28 protein-coding genes are annotated in these 24887 nt (G+C 48.0%); all 28 read left to right on the top strand.

What is annotated here, in order from left to right; translation table 11 throughout:
• The 28 genes from prmC to spoIIID all read left to right on the top strand — a co-directional run bounded on the left by prmC (window position 1) and on the right by spoIIID (window position 24696).
• Window positions 1-870: a peptide chain release factor N(5)-glutamine methyltransferase gene (gene prmC, locus GLV97_RS01995; RefSeq protein ID WP_160888869.1), complete on the top strand. Its 870-nt coding sequence runs from the start codon at window positions 1-3 to the stop codon at window positions 868-870.
• 96 nt (window positions 871-966) lie between these two features.
• The gene (gene spoIIR, locus GLV97_RS01990) at window positions 967-1566 is read left to right on the top strand and encodes a stage II sporulation protein R (RefSeq protein ID WP_160888868.1); all 600 of its coding nucleotides are present in this window, start codon (window positions 967-969) and stop codon (window positions 1564-1566) included.
• A gap of 52 nt (window positions 1567-1618) precedes the next feature.
• Window positions 1619-1936 carry a hypothetical protein gene (locus GLV97_RS01985; protein ID WP_160836813.1) on the top strand — a complete coding sequence of 106 codons (318 nt, stop codon included), beginning with the start codon at window positions 1619-1621 and terminating at the stop codon, window positions 1934-1936.
• Window positions 1937-2159: 223 nt separating this feature from the next.
• Window positions 2160-3197: an L-threonylcarbamoyladenylate synthase gene (locus GLV97_RS01980; RefSeq protein ID WP_160889058.1), complete on the top strand. Its 1038-nt coding sequence runs from the start codon at window positions 2160-2162 to the stop codon at window positions 3195-3197.
• Between the two features lie 59 nt (window positions 3198-3256).
• Window positions 3257-3793: a manganese efflux pump MntP family protein gene (locus tag GLV97_RS01975; RefSeq protein ID WP_160888867.1), complete on the top strand. Its 537-nt coding sequence runs from the start codon at window positions 3257-3259 to the stop codon at window positions 3791-3793.
• Window positions 3794-3865: 72 nt separating this feature from the next.
• Window positions 3866-4474 carry a low molecular weight protein arginine phosphatase gene (locus GLV97_RS01970; protein ID WP_160840894.1) on the top strand — a complete coding sequence of 203 codons (609 nt, stop codon included), beginning with the start codon at window positions 3866-3868 and terminating at the stop codon, window positions 4472-4474.
• 120 nt (window positions 4475-4594) lie between these two features.
• Window positions 4595-5035 carry a ribose 5-phosphate isomerase B gene (rpiB, locus tag GLV97_RS01965; RefSeq protein WP_160836808.1) on the top strand — a complete coding sequence of 147 codons (441 nt, stop codon included), beginning with the start codon at window positions 4595-4597 and terminating at the stop codon, window positions 5033-5035.
• Between the two features lie 137 nt (window positions 5036-5172).
• The gene (locus tag GLV97_RS01960) at window positions 5173-5742 is read left to right on the top strand and encodes a TIGR01440 family protein (RefSeq protein WP_160836806.1); all 570 of its coding nucleotides are present in this window, start codon (window positions 5173-5175) and stop codon (window positions 5740-5742) included.
• Window positions 5743-5768: 26 nt separating this feature from the next.
• On the top strand, window positions 5769-7025 hold the full coding sequence (gene glyA, locus GLV97_RS01955) for a serine hydroxymethyltransferase (protein WP_160888866.1): 1257 nt from the start codon (window positions 5769-5771) through the stop codon (window positions 7023-7025).
• Between the two features lie 528 nt (window positions 7026-7553).
• Window positions 7554-8186, top strand: coding sequence for a uracil phosphoribosyltransferase (gene upp, locus GLV97_RS01950; protein ID WP_160836802.1), 633 nt, complete (start codon window positions 7554-7556; stop codon window positions 8184-8186).
• Between the two features lie 38 nt (window positions 8187-8224).
• Window positions 8225-9376 carry a non-hydrolyzing UDP-N-acetylglucosamine 2-epimerase gene (gene wecB, locus GLV97_RS01945; protein ID WP_160836801.1) on the top strand — a complete coding sequence of 384 codons (1152 nt, stop codon included), beginning with the start codon at window positions 8225-8227 and terminating at the stop codon, window positions 9374-9376.
• Between the two features lie 95 nt (window positions 9377-9471).
• Window positions 9472-11628 carry a S8 family serine peptidase gene (locus tag GLV97_RS01940; RefSeq protein WP_160888865.1) on the top strand — a complete coding sequence of 719 codons (2157 nt, stop codon included), beginning with the start codon at window positions 9472-9474 and terminating at the stop codon, window positions 11626-11628.
• Window positions 11629-11905: 277 nt separating this feature from the next.
• Window positions 11906-12094, top strand: a complete 189-nt coding sequence (locus tag GLV97_RS01935; RefSeq protein ID WP_160841137.1) for an AtpZ/AtpI family protein — start codon at window positions 11906-11908, stop codon at window positions 12092-12094.
• A 1-nt stretch (window position 12095) separates the two neighbouring features.
• Complete coding sequence (locus GLV97_RS01930; protein ID WP_160836795.1) at window positions 12096-12464, top strand: ATP synthase subunit I; 369 nt, start codon at window positions 12096-12098, stop codon at window positions 12462-12464.
• Between the two features lie 24 nt (window positions 12465-12488).
• A complete protein-coding gene (gene atpB, locus GLV97_RS01925) occupies window positions 12489-13211 on the top strand; it encodes a F0F1 ATP synthase subunit A (protein ID WP_160840890.1) in 723 nt (240 codons plus the stop codon).
• Between the two features lie 51 nt (window positions 13212-13262).
• Window positions 13263-13475 (top strand): F0F1 ATP synthase subunit C, encoded by a 213-nt coding sequence (gene atpE / locus GLV97_RS01920; protein ID WP_014644824.1) that lies wholly within the window; start codon window positions 13263-13265, stop codon window positions 13473-13475.
• Window positions 13476-13695: 220 nt separating this feature from the next.
• Entirely contained in the window at window positions 13696-14220 is a 525-nt protein-coding gene (atpF, locus tag GLV97_RS01915) for a F0F1 ATP synthase subunit B (RefSeq protein ID WP_160837746.1), read from the top strand.
• A complete protein-coding gene (locus GLV97_RS01910) occupies window positions 14217-14765 on the top strand; it encodes a F0F1 ATP synthase subunit delta (protein ID WP_160836791.1) in 549 nt (182 codons plus the stop codon). Before atpF ends, GLV97_RS01910 begins: the two co-directional genes overlap by 4 nt.
• Before the next feature lie 15 nt (window positions 14766-14780).
• Window positions 14781-16289 (top strand): F0F1 ATP synthase subunit alpha, encoded by a 1509-nt coding sequence (gene atpA / locus GLV97_RS01905; RefSeq protein ID WP_160836789.1) that lies wholly within the window; start codon window positions 14781-14783, stop codon window positions 16287-16289.
• 33 nt (window positions 16290-16322) lie between these two features.
• Window positions 16323-17186 (top strand): F0F1 ATP synthase subunit gamma, encoded by an 864-nt coding sequence (locus GLV97_RS01900; RefSeq protein ID WP_160836787.1) that lies wholly within the window; start codon window positions 16323-16325, stop codon window positions 17184-17186.
• A 40-nt stretch (window positions 17187-17226) separates the two neighbouring features.
• Window positions 17227-18639, top strand: coding sequence for a F0F1 ATP synthase subunit beta (gene atpD / locus GLV97_RS01895; RefSeq protein ID WP_160836785.1), 1413 nt, complete (start codon window positions 17227-17229; stop codon window positions 18637-18639).
• Window positions 18640-18713: 74 nt separating this feature from the next.
• Window positions 18714-19118 (top strand): F0F1 ATP synthase subunit epsilon, encoded by a 405-nt coding sequence (locus GLV97_RS01890; protein ID WP_160836783.1) that lies wholly within the window; start codon window positions 18714-18716, stop codon window positions 19116-19118.
• 195 nt (window positions 19119-19313) lie between these two features.
• Window positions 19314-19547, top strand: a complete 234-nt coding sequence (locus tag GLV97_RS01885; protein ID WP_027954737.1) for a DUF1146 family protein — start codon at window positions 19314-19316, stop codon at window positions 19545-19547.
• A gap of 87 nt (window positions 19548-19634) precedes the next feature.
• Window positions 19635-20345 (top strand): YwmB family TATA-box binding protein, encoded by a 711-nt coding sequence (locus tag GLV97_RS01880; RefSeq protein ID WP_160888864.1) that lies wholly within the window; start codon window positions 19635-19637, stop codon window positions 20343-20345.
• Window positions 20346-20379: 34 nt separating this feature from the next.
• On the top strand, window positions 20380-21690 hold the full coding sequence (gene murA, locus GLV97_RS01875; RefSeq protein ID WP_160836779.1) for a UDP-N-acetylglucosamine 1-carboxyvinyltransferase: 1311 nt from the start codon (window positions 20380-20382) through the stop codon (window positions 21688-21690).
• Between the two features lie 127 nt (window positions 21691-21817).
• The gene (gene spoIID, locus GLV97_RS01870; RefSeq protein WP_160836777.1) at window positions 21818-22828 is read left to right on the top strand and encodes a stage II sporulation protein D; all 1011 of its coding nucleotides are present in this window, start codon (window positions 21818-21820) and stop codon (window positions 22826-22828) included.
• 437 nt (window positions 22829-23265) lie between these two features.
• Window positions 23266-24153, top strand: a complete 888-nt coding sequence (locus tag GLV97_RS01865; RefSeq protein WP_160888863.1) for a M23 family metallopeptidase — start codon at window positions 23266-23268, stop codon at window positions 24151-24153.
• A 261-nt stretch (window positions 24154-24414) separates the two neighbouring features.
• The gene (gene spoIIID / locus GLV97_RS01860) at window positions 24415-24696 is read left to right on the top strand and encodes a sporulation transcriptional regulator SpoIIID (protein WP_160888862.1); all 282 of its coding nucleotides are present in this window, start codon (window positions 24415-24417) and stop codon (window positions 24694-24696) included.
• The last annotated feature ends 191 nt before the right edge of the window (window positions 24697-24887 follow it).

The following is a 24887-nucleotide window of genomic DNA, read 5'->3' as shown; positions in this document are numbered from 1 at the left end:
ATGCAGCCTACTTTTACGACGATTCAGGAAGCCCGCCGCTGGGCTTCCCTTTTTTTGCAGAAGCATGACAGGGAACCACAGGCCGCCCAGCTTTTACTCGAAGGGTTTCTCGGGTGGAGTTTTTCAAAAATCCTTGCTTATGAGGATGAACCGATGAGCGAAGATGTGAAGGAATCCTTTATCAAAGCTGTCCGGGCCCATGGGGAAACTGGAGAGCCTGTTCAGCATCTGCTGGGTTCTGCGTCCTTTTTCGGCCGGACGTTTAAAGTGACACCGGATGTTCTCATTCCACGTCCGGAAACGGAAGAGCTTGTCCTCGGTGTCATGGACTGGGCGAGGGAAGAAAAAATAGAAACGCCGAGCATCGTGGATCTGGGAACGGGAAGCGGGATTATTGCCATTACAGCTTCACTGGAAATACCGGGGAGTCACGTAACCGCTGTGGATATTTCTTCTGAAGCGCTCGTAGTAGCAGAGGGTAATGCCCGGCAGCATGGAGCGGATATCCAGTTTCGGCAGGGGGATTTCCTTACCCCGGTGATGGATGAAACGTTTGATATTCTCATTTCAAATCCTCCGTACATCTCGGAAGAGGAAAAAGCGTTGATGGATGACACGGTACTTGATTTCGATCCTTCCCTGGCCTTGTTTGCTGAGGAAAAGGGGCTGGCCGCGTACAAAAGTATTCTTCATCAGGCTGCACACTTGGAACAAAAGCCGCTGCTCATTGCTTTTGAAATCGGGTGGCGTCAGGGAGAACAGGTTTCGTCCTTGATCGAACGGCTCCTGCCCGGCTTTCGCGCGGAAGTCAGACAGGATATCAATGGGCGGGACCGGATGGTTTTTGCCAGCCGCAGGAAAACGGTGTAGGCCCGGACTTTTTAATAGATTCATAGTTGAGTGGTTTAAGATACTTTCTCCCTGCCCATACTAGCAACTAGTAAGGGGACAGGGAGGAAGAGGACAATGAAAAACAGCGGATGGCTATTATTAAGTTTAATTATTCTTATTACCGTTCTTCCGTGGGGACAGAAATCAGAAGCCGATATAGATTATCAAGTGATTCCGGATGAAGCGATCCGCCTCCGGATTCTGGCAGACAGCAATAATGGGGAAGATCAGCGTATCAAGCGGAAAGTTCGTGATCAAGTCAACGGCGAAATTACGAAATGGGTTCAGGATCTCACTTCTGTAGAAGCTGCCAGACAATTAATTGAATCCCGCCTGCCTGAATTGGAAGCGATCGTCCAGGAGACACTGGAGGCCGAGGGGAAACGCTACTCCTATACAGTGGCTTACGGAGAAAACGTCCAGTTTCCAACGAAACTTTATGGTTCCTACATTTATCCGGCGGGGGAGTATGAAGCGGTATTGATCACCCTTGGAGAAGGGGATGGCGACAACTGGTGGTGTGTGTTGTTCCCGCCTCTCTGCTTCCTTGATTTTTCAAATGGTACCAGCGTAGCTGAAGCCGAAGAAGAACCTTCAGAAAAGGTGGAAGAAGACAAGGAAGAAAAAGAAGTGAAGTTTTTCGTTGTAGAGATATGGGAAAATCTATTTTCCTAGCATAGAATCCCCCCCTTTTTTCATAGAGTGAACCAAAGGGGTGGATTCTATCATGTTTATTAAGGAAGTAGACGATCAAAATTATCAGCTTATAAAGGAAAACACGGCTGTCGGGTCTTTTTGTCTGACCCCTGTTCCAGATGGCGGGCGGAAATTAGGGAAACTGCATGTGCAGGATACGGTGACGCCGGGAACGATCCTGCAGATTTTTGAGCTGATACAAGTCTTTACTCAGAAAGAAGGGATTGGGCCGCTTCATGTGGAAAGTCATTCACAGACGCTGGACCTTCTTCTCCAGCACCAAGGGTTTCAATTGGAAGATGTCGAAAAAAGATTGTGGATATATAAAGCTTCGAAGGCGGAATTGTGAATAACTAAGCCTTTTATTCACAATTCACCTTTTTTCTGTTGATAACCTGTGAATAACAGTGGATTTATCTTCCAAGTTACTAACGGATTCTTTGGATATGTGGGTATTTTTGTGGATAACTTGAGGACATCTTGTGAATAATGTCTAAATTTGCGATATATTGTAGAATTCATCATAATAAATGTAGATATTTACCTAGAACAAAGGAGTACGTACCATGAGTATGCAAACCAGGATGTGGAAAAAGTTGAATCATCCACAGAAAAATGATGAAGCTGTCCGTGAAGCGGCGCAGCTGCTGCTTGATCAACAAGTGGTGGCCTTTCCAACAGAAACCGTCTATGGGCTGGGGGCTGATGCCACGAACAAACAGGCGGTCCAGAGAATCTTCGAAGCGAAAGGACGCCCTTCGGATAATCCTTTGATTGTCCACGTATCAGATCGTGCGCAGGTGGAAAGTCTGACAACGGAAATTCCTCCGGTAGCAGCTGAACTGATGGATGCTTTCTGGCCCGGCCCGCTCACATTGATCTTTCACAGCAATGGAGCTGCGGCGGAAAATGTGACGGCTGGACTGGGGACGGTAGCGGTCCGGATGCCGGATCATCCACTGGCTCTGGCTCTTTTAAAGGCGGCCGATAAACCGCTGGCCGCTCCGAGTGCCAACCGCTCCGGTCGTCCAAGTCCAACAACGGCTTCACACGTCTATCAGGATCTGGATGGGCGGATTGCCGGCATTCTTAACGGTGGGTCGACGGGCGTCGGTTTGGAATCGACGGTACTGGATATTACCGCAGACATTCCAGTCATTTTAAGACCGGGTGGAGTGACAAAGGAAGATTTAGAGACTGTGCTTCCCCGGGTTGTGGTTGACCCGGCTTTGGCAGGAGGAACTGAAGAAGCCCCTAAATCGCCGGGGATGAAATACAAGCACTACGCACCGGAAGCACCTTTATGGCTTGTGGAAGGAAAAGACTCGTTTTTCGCTGAAACGCTGGCCGCATGCAAAGCCAGGGGGGAACGTGTCGGGATCATTGCCAGCCGGGAACTGGCAGACGCCATTGATCATGACCGGATCATCCGCTGTGGATCCCGCCGTCACCTTTCTGAAGTGGCGGAAAGCTTGTATGGAGCGCTCCGTGCATTTAAGGAAGCCGACGTGGATGTTATTTTGTGTGAGTCCTTCCCGGAAACCGGGGTAGGCGCTGCTGTCATGAACCGTCTGAATAAAGCTGCTGAAAAAAAGGTCAAAGACCAATGACATAGGACCCCCTCCCCCCGCATACGATGATACAGCATGTCTGGGGAGGGGGTTTTTCATTGGAACAATTATCTTCGCTTCTTCTGCTTTCCATTGCCTTGGGACTGGATGCCTTTTCTGTCTCTTTAGGAATAGGGATGCAGGCGGTCCGTATGAAATATGTCCTGCTGACAGGGCTGACGATCGGCCTTTTTCATATTTTCATGCCGGGTCTTGGGATGCTTCTCGGACAATGGTTGTCCGCCGGAGCCAGCGAGTGGGCTGAGCTGGCTGGTGGTTTCATGTTGTTCGGCCTCGGAGCCTATACGGTTTTTGCTTCCTTTACAGAAAAACACGCCGTCTCTTACCGCCTCAGCGGGATTGGATTCTGGCTTTTCGCCTTAAGTGTGAGTATCGACAGCTTTCCTGTCGGCTTCAGTCTCGGTCTTCGGGAAGCGGATGTGATGATAACGATTGCCTCTTTTGGGCTGTTCAGTATGCTGTTGACGTGGACAGGTTTTCTTATTGGAAGAAGGGCCGGAGCTGTGATGGGGATTTACAGCGAGCTTCTCGGCGGCAGTATTCTATGTGCTCTTGGTCTTTATTCTATCTTTTAACCATAGTTTCAGGAAGAGAATCCTCTATGATATGATGGAATAAAACGGATTATATATGAGGAGAAATCGGAGATGAATATATTATTTGTATGTACAGGCAATACATGTAGGAGTCCTATGGCGGAGGCGATTCTCAAATCTAAGTATGATCAGGATAAGGTCCGTTCTGCAGGAATCTTTGCAGGGAAAGGTGAGCCGCTGGCGGAGAACTCCAGTGTCGTCCTTGGTGAAATTGATCTGACGCTGAATCACCACACCAGTCCGGTGACGGTGGACGGCCTGGAATGGGCGGATCTTGTTCTGACGATGACAGACCGCCATAAGCAGACACTTGCTATTCAATATCCTGATTATCAGGACAAATTCTTCACGCTGAAGGAGTACGTTCTTATTGATGAGGATCAATGGAAGCAGCTGAAGGAGTTGTACAGCCATTTTGAAGAAAAAAGAACGAATCTGCTGGCCAGGTACAAGAACCTTAATGATGAAGAGATTGAAGCCAAGCTGCGTGAAGAACTGGAAGATGATATCAGACGTATTGAACGCATGGAGGGGCAGCTTCCTGATTTGAACATCACCGATCCGTTCGGCGGGAGTTTGAGCGTGTATCGAAGAACGAGGGACGAAATCAGTCATCATATTGAAGTTCTCGTAAACAAACTGAAGGATGAGCAGTCATAGAAACTCAGGCCCTATGAGGGTGCTTGTGTACATAAGGATTTTCCCTTCTTTCTATTCATTGACAGCCCTATGGGAAACTGGCACGATATAGTGGAATGTAGAAGAGGGGAGTGTCCGTAAATGAAAGTCATTCTTGCCTCCGACCACGGCGGTGTGAATTTACGTAAAGAAGTAGCAGAGGTCCTGACTGAACTGGACGTGGCATTTGAGGATGCCGGCTGTGACTGTGAAGGGTCGGTCGACTATCCGGATTATGCGATACCGGCAGCAGAACGTGTAGCGGCTGGTGAATTTGATAAAGCTATTTTAATCTGTGGGACAGGCATCGGGATGTCCGTTTCCGCAAACAAGGTGAAAGGCATCAGAGCTGCCTTGGTGCATGATTTATTTACGGCAAAGGTCACACGTGAACATAATGACTCCAATGTCCTGTGCATGGGAGAGCGCGTCATCGGGCCCGGCCTGGCGAGGGAAATTGCCAGAACCTGGGTAACAACAGATTTCGAGGCCGGTCGTCATGAAAGACGCGTAAGTAAGATTGCCGAATATGAAAATAAGTAATACAATGGGATATAGAAATGCGGAAGCCTTACAGCTTTCGCTGCGATAAAAAGGAGGAGCAGAACCAGCTTCTCCTTTTTTATCATAAAGCCTGTGTTACCAGTGTTCCGGGTAGTTCACCAAGGAGGTGCGGGAAAATGGCACAATGGCATCATGTGGAGAAGGATATGAAGCAGGTCACAGATGAACTGCTTGAATCAACTATTCTTCAGAAGGGTTTATTTGTTATCGGCTGTTCGACAAGTGAAGTTGCCGGGGAACGTATCGGCACTTCGGGCAGTGAAGCGATAGCCGAATCTGTATTCAGCGCCTTGATGAGGATCCAGTCGGTCGATGGTGTCGATCTGGCTTTTCAATGTTGTGAACATTTGAATAGAGCCTTGGTCGTGGAACGCTCCGTGCTTGAACGGGAGCGGCTGCAGGAAGTGGCAGCTGTTCCTGTACCGAAGGCAGGTGGATCGATGGCTTCCTATGCCTACAAGCATATGAAGGATCCGGTTCTTGTTGAAGCTGTTGAAGCAGCAGGAGGACTGGATATAGGGGATACCTTGATCGGCATGCATTTGAAGCGGGTGGCTGTTCCTGTCAGGCTGAAGCAGAAGACGGTCGGACAAGCCCACATGACCGCTGCTAAAACCCGTCCTCCACTCATCGGGGGAGCACGGGCCGTGTATGAAAGGGATACAGAAGGATCGTTTTGTGACTAAGAGCCATGAAAGGGGAAGGAAATACAATGAATCATGTAAAAACAGCAGATGCAGAAATCTTTGCCGCGATGGAGAATGAAAGACAACGCCAACAGGATAATATCGAACTGATCGCCTCTGAGAACTTTGTTTCTGAAGCCGTCATGGAAGCTATGGGTTCTGTACTCACGAATAAATATGCAGAAGGATATCCAGGGCGCCGCTACTACGGTGGCTGTGAGCACGTGGATGTTGTGGAAAACCTGGCGCGCGATCGTGCCAAAGAGCTGTTTGGTGCTGAAAACGTAAACGTTCAGCCTCACTCCGGAGCGCAGGCGAATATGGCTGTTTATTTTACAGTGTTGGAGCACGGCGATACGGTGCTTGGAATGAACCTCAGCCATGGTGGTCACTTAACACATGGAAGTTCTGTGAACTTCAGTGGGAAACTGTACAACTTTGAAGAGTACGGTGTTGATGAGAAGGATCAGAAAATCGATTATGATGCCGTGCTTGCAAAAGCGAAAGAAGTTCAACCAAAGCTGATTGTTGCTGGTGCCAGTGCGTATCCGAGAGAAATTGATTTTGCGAAATTCCGGGAAATTGCAGATGAAGTGGGTGCTTATCTCATGGTGGATATGGCTCACATTGCAGGACTTGTAGCATCCGGCCTTCATCCAAATCCTGTCCCTCATGCCCAATTTGTTACAACAACGACCCACAAGACGCTCCGTGGCCCACGCGGCGGAATGATCCTCTGTGAAAAAGAGTTTGCGAAGAAGATTGATAAGAACGTCTTCCCTGGGATGCAGGGCGGTCCGCTTATGCACATCATCGCGGCCAAGGCGGTCTCTTTCAGGGAAGCTCTTCAGCCTGAATTCAAGCAGTATTCCCGTCAGGTGATCGCCAATGCGAAACATCTTGGTGAGGCTCTTGTCAACAAAGGTGTGGATATCGTTTCAGGCGGCACCGACAACCACTTGATTCTTCTGGATCTGAGAAGTAAGGAATTGACGGGGAAAGTCGTAGAAAAAGCCCTGGACGCCATTGGGCTGACAACGAACAAAAACACCATTCCATTCGACCCTGAAGGTCCTTTCGTTACAAGCGGTATCCGGATCGGAACAGCTGCCGTAACGAGCCGTGGCTTCAAGGAAGCGGAGATGGAGGAAATCGCAGATTTGATCGCCTTCACCCTCGAACATCATGAAGATGAAGAGAAAATGAAAGACGCAGAGAAGCGCGTTCGTGAACTTACCTCCCGCTTCCCTCTATACCAAACGTTAAATTATTCTTCCATCTGACACGAAGAGCTGCCCTTTCGTCGTGTGAAGGGTCACTTTCCGCTTATCGGTGGATGAATGCCGTGGGCACGCCCTCCGCTGACTTGGTCAGGAAGACCGCCTGCCCAAGTGGATCTTCGGCCCGTGCTGTTCCCGCAGGCATCACCACCGAACGCTCCTCGTGCCGACGTTAGATATAGAGGAGAGAGATTGTGCCCTGCACAGGTTCGCAGATTTCAAAGAACTCCCAAGGAGCGGTGCCCCTTCCACTCCTGCGGAAGCTCGGGCGCTCGTCCGCGGAAGGGGAAGGGGTTTTCGCTCCTGGCAGCAGGAAAGAAAAAAGCTTATAAAGAAAGAGCTGCCTGTATACAGGCAGCTCTTTCTTTATGGATTCTTTTCCTTTTCCATCCATCTGTGAATGATTACCCTATGCTGTTCATAAAGGAAATTAACATTTTGTAAGGAAATCGAAATGAAATCCGGGTTGCAGTAGTGGTGCTTTTTCAGTACAATTTAAAGGATGTAAATTTTGAAAAGGAGTGAATGGCAATGGCAAACGTTTATGTACTGGATCACCCTTTGATTCAACATAAGTTGACCTACATACGTAAAAAAGAGACGGGAACGAAAGACTTTCGTGAACTTGTGGACGAAGTAGCGGCTCTTATGGCATTTGAAATCACACGTGATCTTCCATTGGAAGAAGTTAATATTGACACACCTGTTGTGGAAGAGGCCAAAGCGAAAGTACTGACAGGGAAGAAGATCGGTCTTGTGCCTATTTTACGTGCGGGCTTAGGTATGGTGGATGGAATCATTCAATTGATTCCAGCTGCGAAAATCGGGCACGTTGGACTTTATCGTGATCCTGAAACGCTGCAGCCGGTCGAGTATTATGTCAAACTTCCAAGTGACATCGAAGAACGTGAACTGATTGTCATCGATCCGATGCTGGCCACAGGCGGATCCGCCAATGAAGCAATCCACTCCTTAAAGAAACGTGGAGCACGACAAATCCGCCTGATGTGTCTCGTAGCGGCTCCTGAAGGTGTAGAAGCTGTTCAGGCCGAGCACCCGGACGTCGACATCTACCTGGCCGCCCTGGATGAAAAACTTAATGAAAAAGGCTACATTGTCCCTGGTCTCGGTGACGCCGGCGACCGTCTATACGGAACAAAATAAACGTACGGCTACGATCCTCAACAGAAGGAGGGAGCAACATGGCAGAGCGAATTAAGGTAATGACCATATTCGGTACAAGGCCGGAAGCGATTAAAATGGCTCCGCTTGTATTGGAATTGAAAAAGCGCAGTGATCAGTTTGAACCCATTGTGACGGTAACCGCTCAGCACCGTGAAATGCTGGATCAGGTGCTGAAGATCTTTGACATCACTCCTGATTTCGATTTGGATATTATGAAAGATCGGCAGACACTGGCCCAGGTAACTACAAGGGCACTGGAAGGTCTGGACAGCGTCATGAAGGAGACGAAGCCCGATGTCGTTTTGGTACACGGTGATACGACTACGACTTTCGCTGCTTCCCTTGCGGCGTTCTATAACCAGATCCCTGTCGGACACGTAGAGGCAGGGCTTCGTACGTGGAATAAATACTCCCCGTTCCCGGAGGAAATGAACAGACAGCTGACAGGAGTCATGGCAGATCTGCACTTTGCGCCGACGAACAAGTCCAGGGATAACCTGTTGGCTGAGAATAAATCGGAAGATCACATTTTCGTAACCGGAAATACAGCGATCGATGCACTGCAGACCACTGTTCGTGATGATTATCAATCGGCTGTACTGGATGAAGTCGGCTCCAAGCGTCTGGTGTTAATGACCGCCCACCGCAGGGAGAACCTCGGTAATAATATGGAACAGATGTTCAGGGCCATTAAACGTCTCGTTCAGGAGCATGAGGATATTGAAGTGGTTTACCCTGTCCATTTGAACCCCGTGGTGAAAGAAACAGCGGACAAGATTCTTGGCAATGATGACCGGATTAAATTGATCGATCCGCTCGATGTCATCGACTTCCATAATTTTGCCTCCCGTGCCCATTTGATTCTGACCGATTCCGGAGGCGTGCAGGAAGAAGCGCCATCCCTCGGTGTGCCGGTTCTTGTCCTTCGTGATACGACGGAACGCCCGGAAGGAATTGAAGCAGGTACATTAAAACTTGCAGGGACAGATGAAGATCATATCTTCCATCTTGCTCATGAGCTTCTATCGGAGGATGAGAAGCATGAACAGATGGCTGAAGCGTCCAACCCTTATGGGGATGGACAGGCTTCTGCGCGTATTGCAGAAGCCATCCAATACTATTTCGGCCGCAGGCAGGAGAAGCCGGCGCCTTTTGAAATTGAAGAATAGGAAAGCAGCTGAGCTCACTCGAGCTCAGCTTTTTTTTATAGGAGTATAATCACCTTCCACTGGCAGAAGCTATCAGAAAAAAGGAGCGCACGGTTATGAAGCTTTTGGTTTCCATGATTTCTGTTCTGCTGATGGTTTCAGGCTTTCGTGCTCCGGATCCTCAGGAAGAGGTCACGATTATCATCGAGATGGAAAAACCCGTGGATGAAATTGCAGATGATCTGGAGCAGAGGTTTCCGAGGCTTGAAGTTGTGGCCCGGTATGACACGCTGTTAAATGCGGTGGCCGTTAAGGGCACCGTGCAGGATCTGGAAAAAGTGGCCCGTATAGAGGGAGTGAGGAACCAGCATGCGGTTATCCGTTATCAAGCGCTTGCTGTGGAAGAAATCCCTTTTTCCACACATGCCCTTCGTGATCAGATGTCTACATCCTATACAGGGAAGGGAGTTAAAGTAGGCGTTATTGATACGGGGGTGGATTATACCCATCCTGATTTAACGAAGAACTATCAGGGAGGATATGACACGGTCGATTTTGATGAAGATCCAATGGAGACGGAGGGAGAAGGTGCTACCATTCACGGAACGCACGTAGCCGGAGTCATTGCGGCGGATGGAGAGATGAAAGGGATGGCTCCTGATGCGGAACTGTATGCTTATAGAGCTCTCGGGCCGGGAGGAATGGGGACATCCGTTCAGGTCATTGCCGCCCTTGAAGAAGCTGTGGAAGAAGGGATGGATGTCGTGAACCTTTCTCTTGGGAATGATGTGAATGGACCGGACTGGCCCACGACCCACGCTGTGAACAAAGCGGTGGAAATGGGGACGGTCGTTGTCGTTGCCGCAGGAAATTCGGGTCCGGGTGCATGGACGGTCGGTTCCCCAGCCACTTCCACCCCGGCCATAACGGTCGGCGCCTCTTCTATGAACACGAAAGTACCTGTCCTGAAGGTCCCTGGAGAAAAACGGCAGATCAACATCCAGACGTTGTCGGGATCGGTTCCCTGGTCGCTGGACAGAAAGTACCCCGTCGTATTTGCAGGGACTGGCGGGAACACGCTTCCTGATGTCCGCGGACATGTGGTGTTATTTGAACGTGGAGGCATTCCGTTTTTTGAAAAAGTCCTTAAGGCGTATCAAGCGGGAGCAGAGGCTGTGTTGATCTACAATCATGAAGAAGGTTCCTTCAGTGGTGGATTGAATGGGGGCGCCATTCCGATACCGGCAGCCTCGCTGACGAGAAAGGAAGGGCTGTGGCTGAAAGAGAATGCTGTAGAGGAAAGTCAATGGGTCGAAACCGTCATGGTGCCGGAGGCTGAACAGGTGGCCCCCTTCAGCTCACGAGGCCCTGTAACCACGAATTGGGAGGTCAAGCCTGACCTGCTTGCTCCTGGTGTGGCTGTGTGGAGCACAATCCCGGGCGGATACACATCGCTTCAGGGGACGAGCATGGCTGCCCCGCACATAGCCGGCGCGGCAGCTCTGCTGAAAGAAGCCCATCCGGACTGGACGGCGGAGGATGTCAAAAGAGCTTTAATCAGTACCGCAGATCTTATGGAGAAGGAGGCAGGGACTTTCGATCCTACAGAACAAGGGGCGGGTGTGTTCGATATCAAGGAAGCCCTCCAGCCACAGCTGCTTTTGCATAGTGAAAACATGACTATTGGAAAAATTGAAGGACGTCTGGAACGGAAAAACCTGACATTGACGTTGGAAAACGTGACCGACACCGGGATAGAGGTTCGGTTTCAACAACCAGATAGGAAAAAGGGAGAGACGTGGGAGCTGCCCATGACGTTCCGTCTTGATGGGAATGAAACCAAAGAGGTGAGCATCAGCCTCGGATTGAATGGAGCCTTTCTGGAGGACGGAGTGCAGGAAGGATACCTTTCCTTTCAAGCAGGGGACGCTTTCTACAATGTTCCTTATATGTATGTGAATCAAAAATCGACGTATGACTGGGTCTCCGGCTTTGAATTCAATCAAGGGTGGCCGGACAAAGGAACGGCTGATTATCGATTTCATCTGTCGGATCCCGTGGACGCTGTGACGATTGACTTTTACCGCGCCGGGACGATGATGTGGGCAGGCACAGTTGTTGAGCTGGGGGAGCAGCATGCCGGGATGGTCGAAGGGGAAGTCTCTACAAAAGAAGCTGGTCTGGCTGGGATGTATACGGCTGTAGTTGAAGTAACACGTGCCGGGGAAACAGACAGCTATGCCTTCCCTGTTTATATAGAAGGAAATCCATAAAAAGCACCACAGAACCATTGTTCTGTGGTGCTTATCCATGGCGGGGAATCCATGGTTCTTTATATACAGGAAGATTGTGTCACAATTGTGACGGAAATGTGATCGAACGATGTCAATCGATTGTACTTTTAATCACAAACACGTTGACATGAAACCACCCCTATTGTATTCTTACATAGTGTGGAATGATAAGGTTTTCATAGGTGACGCACAGCAGCCATCCTGAAAATGGAAGGGAAGGAAACGATTGGAAAAATACGATCCCCCTTTTAAAGCGATGGCACTGACCAGCAGTATCCTTTCCCAGCTTGCAGGCGGTCCGCTCGCAGGTGTTTTTTTAGGGAAATGGGTGGACAGTCACTATTCCACTGAACCCACATTCTTAATCATTGGATTATTCCTTGGGTTAGGTGCAGGTACATATGGAACCATTCATTTAGTACGGACGTATACGGGAGACGATTAACATGCAAGGATATCATCAGATGATTACCCGTCAGCGAAAATGGATGTTCTATCTTCTGGCATTTTTTGTACTTGGTTGGGGAATCACCCCTTGGCAGCCAATTTTCCTTGGACTTCTGCTTGGAAGTGCATTGAGCTACTATAACCTCTGGCTCATGCAGAGAAAAATCCGCAAACTTGGAGAAGCTTCCTCAGACAACCGCTCCGTAAGAGGGATTGGCACATTTACGCGACTGGCTTCCGGCGCTTTGGCTGCAGTCATCGCCCTTCAATATGAAGAATATTTCCATTTAATTTCTGTAGTTCTGGGCTTAATGACAGCCTACATTGTCATTTTGATAGATTATCTGTTCAATAAATCAACAGTATAGCATGATGGAAGGCAGGTGAACAGTTTGAATCATGAAGCACCGATTTATGAGGATGCGTTTGGTATTGGTTGGCTGGATTTTAACTTATCAAACGTTCTGATGATGTTTGTCGCATCATTGATTGTCTTTATCCTCGGCGTAGCGGCAACACGTAACATGAAGCGTTATCCAAAAGGTTTCCAAAACTTCATGGAATGGCTCATCGATTTCATTAAAGGAATCATAGGGTCCAACATGGACTGGAGGACAGGTAGGTTATTCCTGCCGCTTGGGTTGACATTATTTGCCTACATATTTGTGGCCAACATGCTTGGGGTCGTCACGAATGGTGTAGTAGGACACACTCTCTGGTGGAAATCTCCGACAGCCGATCCGGGTATTACATTAACCCTGGCCACACTCGTTGTCGTATTATCCCACTATTATGGCGTGAAATTGAGAGGCGGAAAGGAATATGCCAAAGGCTTTGTCCGTCCGCTGCCATTCTTATTGCCATTTAAGATTATTGAGGAGTTCTCTAATACGCTGACACTTGGTCTGCGTCTTTACGGGAACATCTATGCTGGTGAAATTCTGTTGAGCTTATTGGTTGGATTGGCAACAACAGGCTTCGGCGGTTTCATTGGTGCTGCGGTACCAATGGTTGCGTGGATGGGCTTTAGTACGTTTATTGGTTTCATCCAGGCGTTTATTTTCGTTATGTTAACGATGGTCTACATGTCTCACAAAGTGAGCGAAGATCATTAATATAAAGCATCATAAACAAATTTTTTTAAAATATTGAGGAGGATTTTCATTATGGGTCTTTTAGCAGCTGCAATTGCAGTAGGTTTAGCAGCACTGGGTGCTGGTATTGGTAACGGTCTAATCGTAAGTCGTACAGTCGAAGGTATCGCACGTCAGCCGGAACTCCGCAGTGCTCTTCAAACAACAATGTTCATCGGTGTTGCACTAGTTGAGGCGATTCCTATCATCGGCGTCGTTATTGCATTCATCGTAATGGGACAATAATCAGGACGAGTATATACGCTTATGGCGAAGTTCAACTCTATCGATCTTCGCCTTTCCTTTATACTTTATGAAAACTTTATACCCGCAAGTCACAGGAGGAAAACTTCGACGGAAGCTGTACAGCCAGCGGAAGCCGGGTTTTTCGCTTGTCTAGCCTCAGCCATGGTGGATGAGGAAAGGCAGCGTCCGTGATGATTTGGTGTGGAGAGGAGTGAAAACTGTGCAAGGATTCGCAGCTAATCTGGTCCTCGGTGCTGAGGGAGGACTGTTAATCGGTGATATGATCGTTCAGCTTGTTTTCTTCCTTGGTCTTCTTGCCCTGTTAGGGAAGTTTGCCTGGGGACCGCTGATGAAGATGATGAAAGATCGTGAAGATTATGTAGCTAATGAAATAAATACGGCTGAAAAAAGTCGTGAAGAAGCTCACCGCATGCAGCGTGAAGCTTCAGATGAATTAAAGGCCACTCGTCAGGATGCACAGAAGATTATCGAAGATGCTCGTAAAACGGCCGGAGAGCAGGAACGTGATATTCTCGATTCTGCCCGTGCGGAAGCTGAACGCCTGAAAGAATCGGCGCGTCAGGAAATCGAGCAGGAGAAAGAAAAAGCCGTACAGGCCCTTAAAGATCAGGTAGCGGGCATGTCTGTCATGATCGCTTCCAAAGTGATTGAAAAGGAACTTTCTGAAAAAGATCAGGAAGCATTGATCAATCAGTACATCAATGAGGCAGGCGAGAAGCGATGAGTCAGTCTATCATTGCCAAACGTTATGCCGATGCTCTTTTTCAGCTGGGGCAGGAACGATCCAAGCTGGAAAAGTTCGAAACCGAACTGCAGACGCTGAAAGAAGTATTCCGCAGTAATCAAGAGATCATCTCTTTCCTTAAGCATCCGCGTTTTTCCATTGAACAAAAGAAGAAAATGATCACCGAGTCTTTTCAGTCCTTCTCTGAAGAGATCGTCAACTTATTGAAGCTTTTGGTGGAAAGACACCGTGAGGATATTATTCTGGATATGATCCAGGATTACGTTCGAATGATCAATGATGCCAAAGGAATTGCAGATGCGGATGTCTACTCTGTCCGCCAGCTTTCCGAAGCTGAAAAACAGCGTATATCTGAATCTTTTGCACCGAAAGTCGGTAAGCAATCCTTGAACCTGACAAATATCGTAGACCCCTCCATTATCGGCGGCATCCGCCTGCGGGTGGGGAATCGGATTTTTGATGGTTCTGTCAGTGGAAAACTGCGCCGTATTGAGCGGAAGCTTCTTTCCACGAACAATAGATGATAGGGGTGAAATCGCATGAGCATTAAAGCTGAAGAAATCAGTGCGCTGATTAAACAGCAGATTGAAAACTATGAATCAGATATAGAAGTAAATGATGTGGGAACTGTTATCGAAGTGGGTGACGGTATTGCCCGTGCTCATGGCCTTGATAATGTCATGGCTGGTGAGCTCGTTGAATTCTCAACCGGTGTCATGGGACTGGCACAGAACTTGGAAGAAAGCAACGTTGGTCTTGTCATTCTTGGACCATATACAGATATTAAAGAGGGCGATGAAGTACGTCGTACCGGTCGTATCATGCAGGTTCCCGTAGGTGAGGAACTGCTTGGACGTGTTGTCAATCCACTTGGTCAGCCGGTGGATGGTCTCGGACCGATCGAAACAGATAAAACCCGCCCAATCGAATCTCCAGCACCTGGAGTTATGGATCGTAAATCAGTGGATGAGCCGCTTCAAACAGGAATCAAGGCGATTGACGCCCTTGTACCTATTGGACGTGGACAGCGTGAACTGATCATCGGAGACCGTCAGACAGGTAAAACATCTGTAGCCATTGACGCTATCCTTAACCAGCACGATCAGGATATGGTTTGTATTTATGTAGCCATCGGTCAGAAAGAATCCACCGTCCGCGGAACAGTGGAAACACTACGCCGCCATGGTGCTCTTGATTACACGATCGTCGTTACAGCAAGTGCATCCCAGCCTGCTCCACTCTTGTATCTTGCACCATATGCCGGTGTATCCATGGGTGAAGAATTTATGTATAACGGCAAGCACGTGCTTGTGGTTTATGATGACTTGTCCAAACAGGCCGCTGCCTATCGTGAACTTTCCCTGCTGCTTCGTCGTCCACCGGGTCGTGAAGCATTCCCGGGTGACGTTTTCTATCTGCACTCCCGTCTGCTTGAGCGTGCAGCAAAACTTAGTGATGCAAATGGAGGCGGCTCTTTAACAGCTCTTCCATTCGTTGAGACACAAGCCGGTGATATTTCCGCATACATCCCGACGAACGTTATTTCCATCACAGATGGACAGATATTCCTTCAGTCGGACCTGTTCTTCTCAGGCGTACGTCCGGCCATCAACGCCGGCTTGTCCGTCTCCCGTGTAGGTGGTTCTGCACAGATCAAAGCGATGAAGAAAGTTGCCGGAACACTAAGGCTTGACCTTGCGTCCTTCCGTGAGCTTGAGGCATTCGCCCAGTTCGGTTCTGACTTGGATAAATCCACTCAGGCGAAGCTGAACCGTGGTGCCCGTACAGTAGAAGTACTGAAACAGGGTCTTCACCAGCCGCTTGCTGTTGAAAAGCAGGTTATGATCATTTATGCACTGACAAAAGGTTTCCTGGATGAAATTCCAACAGAGGACATCACACGTTTTGAAGCGGAATTCCACAACTGGCTGGATAACAACCGCAAAGAACTGCTGAATCAGATCCGTGAAACAGGTAAGCTTGCGGAAGATGATGATATGAGTGGTGCTGTGAAGGAATTCAAGAAAACATTCGTCGTTTCTGAATAAATGAATCATAGCAGGAAAGGGTGGTGAAACAGCGTGGCGTCCCTTAGAGATATTAAAGGCCGGATTACGTCTACCAAAAAGACGAAACAGATCACAAAAGCGATGGAAATGGTCTCAGCTTCCAAAATGAACCGTGCGGAACAGAATGCTAAAAATTATGTGCCGTACAGTGAGAAGATTGAGGAAGTTGTATCAAGCATCGCCCAGGGCGGTGGAGACGCAAGTCATCCAATGCTTGAAGCGCGTGATGTGAAAAAGACCGGTTACCTTGTCATTACATCGGACCGGGGGCTTGCAGGTGCTTTTAACAGCAGCATTCTGCGCCGTGTCTACCAGCAGATCCGCAGTAAGCATACATCCGCTGAGGAATATACGTTGATTACGATCGGACGTATTGGACGTGATTTCTTCCGTAAGCGTAATATGCCGGTCGACATGGATATTACAGGCGTTTCCGATCAGCCGGATTTTGCCGACATTAAAGATATCGCATCCAACACCGTTCAATTGTATACCGACGAACGGATCGATCAGCTCTATATCTTCTATAACCACTATGTCAGTGCAATCACTCAGGAAGTGACGGAGAAGAAAATTCTTCCACTGACGGATTTCAATACAGAAGGAAAAGCAAGCCGGAGCTCGTATGAATATGAGCCGAATCAGGAAGAAATTCTTGAAGTGCTGCTTCCTCAATATGCTGAGAGTTTGATTTACGGGGCTCTTCTTGACAGTAAAGCAAGTGAGCACGCAGCCCGTATGACAGCCATGAAGAGTGCAACCGATAACGCCGATGAACTTATCGGTGATCTGACACTCTCCTATAACCGTGCCCGTCAGGCTGCGATAACCCAGGAAATCACCGAGATTGTCGGCGGAGCCGCAGCCCTCGAGTAGGAACTCTCGGATTTTTAAAAGTAAGTTAGGAGGGAAAACGATGAGTAATGGACGCGTAACCCAGATTATGGGACCCGTTGTTGACGTAACCTTCGATGACGGACATCTCCCGGATATTAATAACGCGCTTCATGTTCGCTACGAAGCGAAAAATGAAAACGAAAAAAGCGTCGACCTTACTTTGGAGGTTGCCTTGCACCTAGGTGATAATACGGTTCGTACCGTTGCCATGTCATCAACCGATGGTGTCATGCGTGGAACGTCAGTAACAGATGCCGGTAAGCCGATTTCTGTACCTGTCGGAGAAGTAACTCTTGGACGTGTATTCAACGTAGAGGGCGGAACCATCGACTTGGATGAGCCGCTTCCTGCTGATGTGCGTCGTGACCCGATCCACCGTGAAGCTCCTAAGTTTGAGAACCTTGCCACAGAGACTGAAATTCTGGAAACAGGAATTAAAGTCGTTGACCTTCTTGCCCCTTATGTTAAAGGTGGTAAGATCGGATTGTTCGGTGGAGCCGGTGTAGGTAAAACCGTATTGATTCAGGAACTGATCAACAACATCGCTCAAGAACACGGGGGAATCTCCGTATTCGCTGGTGTAGGCGAGCGTACCCGTGAAGGGAACGACCTTTACTGGGAAATGACAGATTCCGGAGTTATTAAGAAGACAGCCATGGTCTTTGGACAGATGAACGAGCCGCCTGGTGCACGTATGCGTGTAGCGCTGTCCGGACTGACAATGGCCGAGTACTTCCGTGATGAGCAGGGACAGGACGTACTGTTCTTCATCGATAACATCTTCCGTTTCACCCAGGGTGGTCTTGAAGTGTCTGCCCTTCTTGGCCGTATGCCATCTGCCGTAGGTTACCAGCCGACGCTGGCTACGGAAATGGGACAGCTCCAGGAGCGTATCACATCAACGGACAAAGGTTCTGTAACGTCCATCCAGGCCATTTATGTTCCTGCCGATGACTACACAGACCCGGCTCCTGCGACAACGTTCGCACACCTTGATGCAACGACCAACCTTGAGCGTAAGCTTTCCGAGCAGGGAATCTACCCGGCCGTGGATCCGCTTGCTTCTACATCCCGCGCGCTAGATGCGGATATCGTAGGAGACGAGCACTACAATGTAGCCCGTGAAGTTCAGCGTACGCTTCAGCGGTACAAAGAGCTCCAGGACATCATTGCCATCCTCGGTATGGATGAGCTTTCTGATGAAGATAAACTGACCGTGTCCCGTGCACGCCGTGTCCAGTTCTTCCTTTCTCAAAACTTCCACGTAGCCGAGCAGTTCACCGGCCAGAAGGGATCTTATGTTCCTGTTGCTGAAACAGTTAAAGGCTTCAAGGAGATTCTGGACGGTAAATACGACGATATTCCTGAAGATGCTTTCCGTCTTGTCGGACGCATCGAAGAAGTCGTTGAGAAATCAAAACAAATGCAATAAACAACTCTGAAGGTGAAGGTGCTCCCTCCAGGAGCATCCTGCCCCCTTCATGAGATCGCCAAGGAGGAATACGTATGAGCACACTAACGGTGAGTGTAGTCACTCCTGACGGCCCGGTGTTGGAAGATGCATTTGAAATGGTAAGCTGTAAGGCAGAGAGCGGTGAACTTGGAATTCTTCCAGGACATATCCCAATGGTAGCCCCTTTGACCATCAGCGCTGTCCGTTTAAAAGGCGAAGGAAGATCTGAACGAATTGCTGTCAGCGGCGGTTTTTTAGAAGTGCGTCCGGAAAAAGTGACCATCCTTGCGCAGTCTGCTGAAAAACCAACGGACATAGATGCCGATCGTGCCCGTATGGCTAAAGAACGTGCAGAACGACGCCTTCAGGATAAGCAGGCCGACATTGATTTCCAACGGGCTGAAATGGCCCTTAAGCGAGCCATTAATCGTTTAGACGTTTATGAAAACAATTTTTAACTGCTTTCATTATGAGAGCAGTTTTTTTATGAAAAGCTCTAAACAAATCGGACGGATTGTCGTTTCCGATATAAATGAAGGGGTACAGGGAAGATTTCCGGTATTCCCCGGGAAATAACGGTGGCTGCGGCTTTTTTTGTCAGTTTGTCACCCGTTTCACGTGGAATGCAGGTAGATAAAGGAGGGTGAACAGAGATGGAACAATATTTTGCTGAAGAAGCATTGATGAGCATGACCTCACATTTAATTTTCATTATAATCACATGGCGTGCCCTGCAGTCCGTAAACTTTGATGCGTTCTTCCGGAAAAACCGTGTCTTTGAAGCAAGAGCTCTCCTTATCATCATAACGATTGCCCTTGGAACGACGGTCAGTAATTTTTTCCTCGACTTTCTGTCGTGGTCGAACAGTCTGGTGTACTTGTTTTAATGTCTAATGCTGTTAGGAATTGTATCGTATGATTGTGCCTGTCCCTGGTCAAACTGAAAGTAAGACGATGCTTGGGGAGGCATAAACATGTGGAAGAATATTTTTGCCGGAGTGCTGGCAGCTGCCATTGTAGGAACAGGTGCTTATCCACAGGAAATGACACAGGCGGAGGAACCATTAATGATGTTTGCGTCATTTGCTGCGGATAAGCAGCTCAACGTAGAAGAATGGACCATGACGATGAAACGGAAAGTTTCCCCTGAACAAACCGGGGAAATGATGGAACAGATATTAGATCAGGGACAGCACCCGGAAGTTTCCCGTGAGGAAACCGCACAAGCTGAAAAATGGATAGTCACAAACCGTCACAAAAAAGAAAAGATCGTCGAAACGTATAGTGTGATTTCTCCCAGAAATATGAAGAACAAGGCAGAATTGGTTTATATCATACAGGGAGAGGGAACATCTTCACTGACACAGGACTTGTTCCATCGTGTGGAAGACGTAAAAAGTCGATATTTCTCTAAAACTGCTACAATTTTCTCTTGTCTTAAGGCTGTAAGCAATGGTATTATAGACGATGTTTTAGTGTATGAAAAATTCAAAGAAACTTTCGACGTAGCAACAATAGATGAAATCGACGAGAATGGCTGGACGAGCAGATCCGGCCGGACAGAGAAATGGGATCAGTCAATACCCTCAGGTAAACAATCAATGAATGTTCAATTCGCCACAAGAACTTTGGGCGGGGAGACAAACATCACTATTGGCACACCCATTATTACTGCTGAATATTAATAATAGTGAATATGGACGCGGAGGAGAATGAACCTTGGAAAAAATCATCGTCCGTGGTGGGAGGCAGCTGAATGGTACCGTTAAAGCTGAAGGTGCTAAGAATGCCGTACTGCCTGTCATCGCAGCAAGTATTATTGCAAGTGAAGGAAAAAGCGTACTACACGAAGTACCAACTCTAGCTGATGTATATACGATCAACGAAGTGATTCGACATATGAATGCAGACGTCAATATGGTGGGGAACTCTGTTACAGTAGACGCCTCTGGTGAGTTGTTGACAGAAGCTCCGATCGAGTATGTTAGGAAGATGCGTGCTTCTGTTCTTGTACTGGGACCACTTTTGGCCCGCTATGGCCATGCTAAGGTAGCCATGCCTGGCGGCTGTGCTATCGGATCACGTCCTATCGACCAGCACCTGAAAGGCTTTGAAGCCATGGGAGCTGATGTAACCGTAGGAAACGGATACGTCGAAGCGGAAGTAAAAGGCCGTCTCAAAGGTGCAAAAATCTATTTCGATGTTCCAAGTGTAGGGGCTACAGAAAACGTCATGATGGCGGCTGCTCTTGCCGAAGGAACGACCACTCTGGAAAACTGTGCGAAGGAACCTGAGATTGTCGACCTTGCCAACTACTTGAACAAAATGGGCGCCCACATCGTAGGCGCAGGTACGGAAACGATTCGTATCGAAGGTGTGGAAAAGCTTTACGGAGCCGAGCACACCATTATTCCGGACCGGATTGAAGCAGGAACCTTCATGGTAGCTGCAGCGATTACCGGCGGAAACGTTCTTGTACAAGGTGCCATGCATGAACACCTGAGATCTCTTGTCGCCAAGATGGAGGAGATGGGTGTCATCATTGAAGAAGAGGATGAAGGTCTGCGTGTGATCGGCCCTGATATCTTGAAAGCAACAGATATCAAAACGATGCCGCACCCTGGATTCCCGACAGATATGCAGTCTCAAATGATGGCTTTAATGCTGAATGCTACCGGCACAAGTGTCATTACAGAAACTGTATTTGAGAACCGCTTTATGCACGTGGAGGAATTCCGCCGCATGAACGCAAGTATCAAAATTGAGGGCCGCAGTGTAATCATTGAAGGGCCATCCTCTCTGCAGGGCGCAGAAGTAGCTGCGACAGACCTGCGTGCAGGTGCAGCCTTGATTCTTGCAGGTCTTGTTTCTGAAGGTTACACAAGAGTCACAGAGCTTAAGCATCTGGACCGTGGATATGTAAACTTTGCAGAAAAATTAGCTCAACTCGGCGCTGATATTGAACGCGTGAAAGAAGATGATGTATACAGCGAAGAGCACGAACCAAGTGAATCTGTATCGACCTTATAATATACATTTTTACAGCCTGCCTGTTTCAATATATTTGAAATAGGCGGGCATTTTTTGTTCTATCATCTTTCTTTTCTGGATACATTTTTAGTAGAGGATTTTATTATGTGTAGCCAGGAGGGTGCGGATGAAAAAAAGCAATCGAACGGGTCTTATGGTTGTTCTCGGCTTGATGATCACCATACTTGTACTACCGACTTTAATCGTTATCCCTTTCACGAGTCCTGCCGATACAACGGAAGTGGAAGAAACAGCACCGAAGGATAAGGAGGAGGAAGAGGATTCCCCATTTCTTGTGAGGGTTCTGCGGTCGCAGTCCGAACAGGTGGAAGAAGTCCCGTTGGAGACGTACGTATCCAGAGTGGTTGCTTCCGAAATGCCGGTCAACTTCGAATTGGAAGCCTTGAAGGCCCAGGCACTGGCTGCCCGGACGTACATCACCCGTCATATGATTGAGGGTGGGAAGATATCGGAAGAAGCCGATGTTACAGATACCGTGACCCATCAGGTGTACAAAAATGAAGAGGAGCTCAGAGGTCAGTGGAAAGAAGCGTTTAACAGCAATATGGAAAAGATCGAGCAGGCGGTAAAAGCGACTCAGGGGGAAATCATCACCTATGATCACAAACCCATTACGGCTTCTTTTTTTTCTACCAGCAATGGTTACACGGAAAACGCCGGGGACTACTGGGAGCATGACATCCCTTATTTGAAGAGTGTGGAAAGCCCCTGGGATGAGGATTCCCCTAAATTCGCAGATCAAAAAATCATTTCCACAGCGGAATTAGAGCAGACGCTTGGTCTTTCGCTGGATGGAGATATCCAGACATCCACGATGACGAAAACAGAAGGCAACCGGGTCGATGAAGTTCACTTCGGAACCCAGACGTTTTCTGGACGGGAAATTCGTGAAAAGTTCGGATTGTCCTCCAGTGATTTCACCATTGAACAGAAAGGCGATCATGTGATATTCACGACTAAAGGCTACGGACACGGCGTAGGCATGAGCCAGTATGGAGCCAACGGCATGGCAAAGACCGGGAAGAATTACAAAGATATCATCCACCATTATTATCAGGACACTGAAATCAGCCCGCTGAGCACCCAGACCGCCCTCCTCAGCTCAGCAGCCGAATAAGCACGAAGAAAAAGCCGGTTCCCCGGCTTTTTTTCTTTTTAAACTAAGGAATTATCTCCTTTTACCTCCTGGTTGAAGAAAAATGAAGTATAGGGCTCTTATTCATTTTGTAATGATGATAGAAGTGGGTTTCGAAGTGATTTCGAGAAACTTTATATGGCAAGGGGCGTAGGGGGAGGAGGAGACTCCTGTGGGAGCAGCGTTCAAGGTGAGATCCCACAGGACGGAACGTCCGAGGAAGCTCACCGAACGCCCGCGGAAAGCGACTCCTCCCCAAGCGCCCCTCATATACATCCAATTCTCGAAATCAGATATTCATGGACCGTCCTATACAGTAAATCATCACCATGGTGGTTTTGCCTTCATCTGTAAAATTTTTCATCACCGATGTATAGATTGGACAAGATCTGTTCAGAATGGTTTTTGAGGTGATGAACATGAAAGATGAAGGTAAAAAAAGCGTAACTAAATTAAAGTTCAAACGCTTGATGCGCAAGAAGTGGTTGTATCCAGCTTTGTATTTGTCCGTAGCTGCTTTAGTCCTTGTAGGCGTATTCTGGTATCAACAGAGTGCCAATGATGTAGAAAAACAGATAGCTGACGAACAAAAATCACAGAGTCAGGATGAATTCCTTGTCAATGAAGATGGAGAGTCCGTACCAGTAATGGATCACCAGGAAAACCTGCAGATGCCTGTTGCTGATGAAAAGACGGCATCCATCGTCACAAAATTCTACGACTACGAAGCTTCTGAGCAAGATCAAGAAAGTGCACTGGTCCTATACAACAATAAATACTACCAAAGTGAAGGCGTAGATATTACAAGAGAAGATGGAGAAGCCTTTGAAGTAACGGCCGCTCTATCAGGAACAGTGACAGAAGTGAAAGAAGATCCGCTGTACGGCAATGTTATTGAAGTTCAGCACGACGAGAATCTCTCTACCGTGTATGCTAGTTTAGAAAGTGTCGATGTACTGGCCGGATCTGATATCGCTCAAGGAGATGTCATTGGATCAGCAGGACGTAATTCCTTTGGGCAGGCAAGCGGTGTGCATGTGCATTTTGAAGTCCGCAATGACGGCCAGCCAGTGAACCCGGAGGCATTCTTCGGGCAGCCGGTCAGCCAGATTGTGGAAAGTGCAGATAAAGAACCCGCTGAAGCTGAGCAGACAGAAGAAGGCAGTCCTTCCGATACTCCTGAAGAAGAAAACGAGGAACCATCGGATGAACAATTGAATAATGAGGAAGACCCTGCAGAAACAGAAGGCGGCGAACAAACGCCTGATGAAGAAAGCGCTTCTTCCATCTCTACAACACAAGCGTAAAGGATAAGGCTGACGGGAATGTTCCCGCCAGTCTTATTTTTTTATTTTTTCGGGCATAAATGTAAGAAATCCGAATCTCATGCGCATCCAGAGGCATATCCGGGCGGTTTCATTAATACAATGAGTTAACCGAGCACTCGGTAACATCCAGGGTGAAACAGCATGAACAGACATCCAGAAGCAAGTGCCCCCTCATGTTATAACGTACGCTTTCCTAAACGCCCCATCTCCTTGGATAGTCAATCACAGGAGGCGAGTGGAGTGCATGATTACATCAAAGAGAGGACCATCAGGATCGGAGAGCACATTATCGAAACGAAAAAAACAGTAAGAGTGATCGCCAAGGAATTCGGCGTTTCAAAAAGTACGGTTCATAAAGATTTAACGGAGCGGCTCCCGGAAGTCAATCCAGAGCTGGCTAAAGAAGTGAAAAAAATCCTCGACCATCATAAGGAAATCAGACATCTCCGTGGTGGTGAAGCGACAAGGCGTAAATATAAGACGCAGCTGATCGAAGAACAGCCTGTGCAGCCTCAATTGTGAACAGTCCCTCCCATTGTCAAAATCCCTCGAGGCTTGGTAACTTTTTTCAACTCCTATGAGACGAATGTCGTAATTTTGTGATAGAATATAGAATTAGATGTGTGATCAATTTAACAAAATATACTGACTCAAATAGGGAAAACATAAGTTATCAAGTATTTGTATGGCATTGCCTGACAGCATAACGGATA

The sequence above is a fragment of the Halobacillus litoralis genome, assembly GCF_009856355.1.
Taxonomy (GTDB): Bacteria; Bacillota; Bacilli; order Bacillales; family Halobacillaceae; genus Halobacillus; species Halobacillus litoralis_B.
The sequence above is the reverse complement of the archived record's forward strand: the minus strand, read 5'-3'. Positions and strand labels throughout refer to the sequence as shown.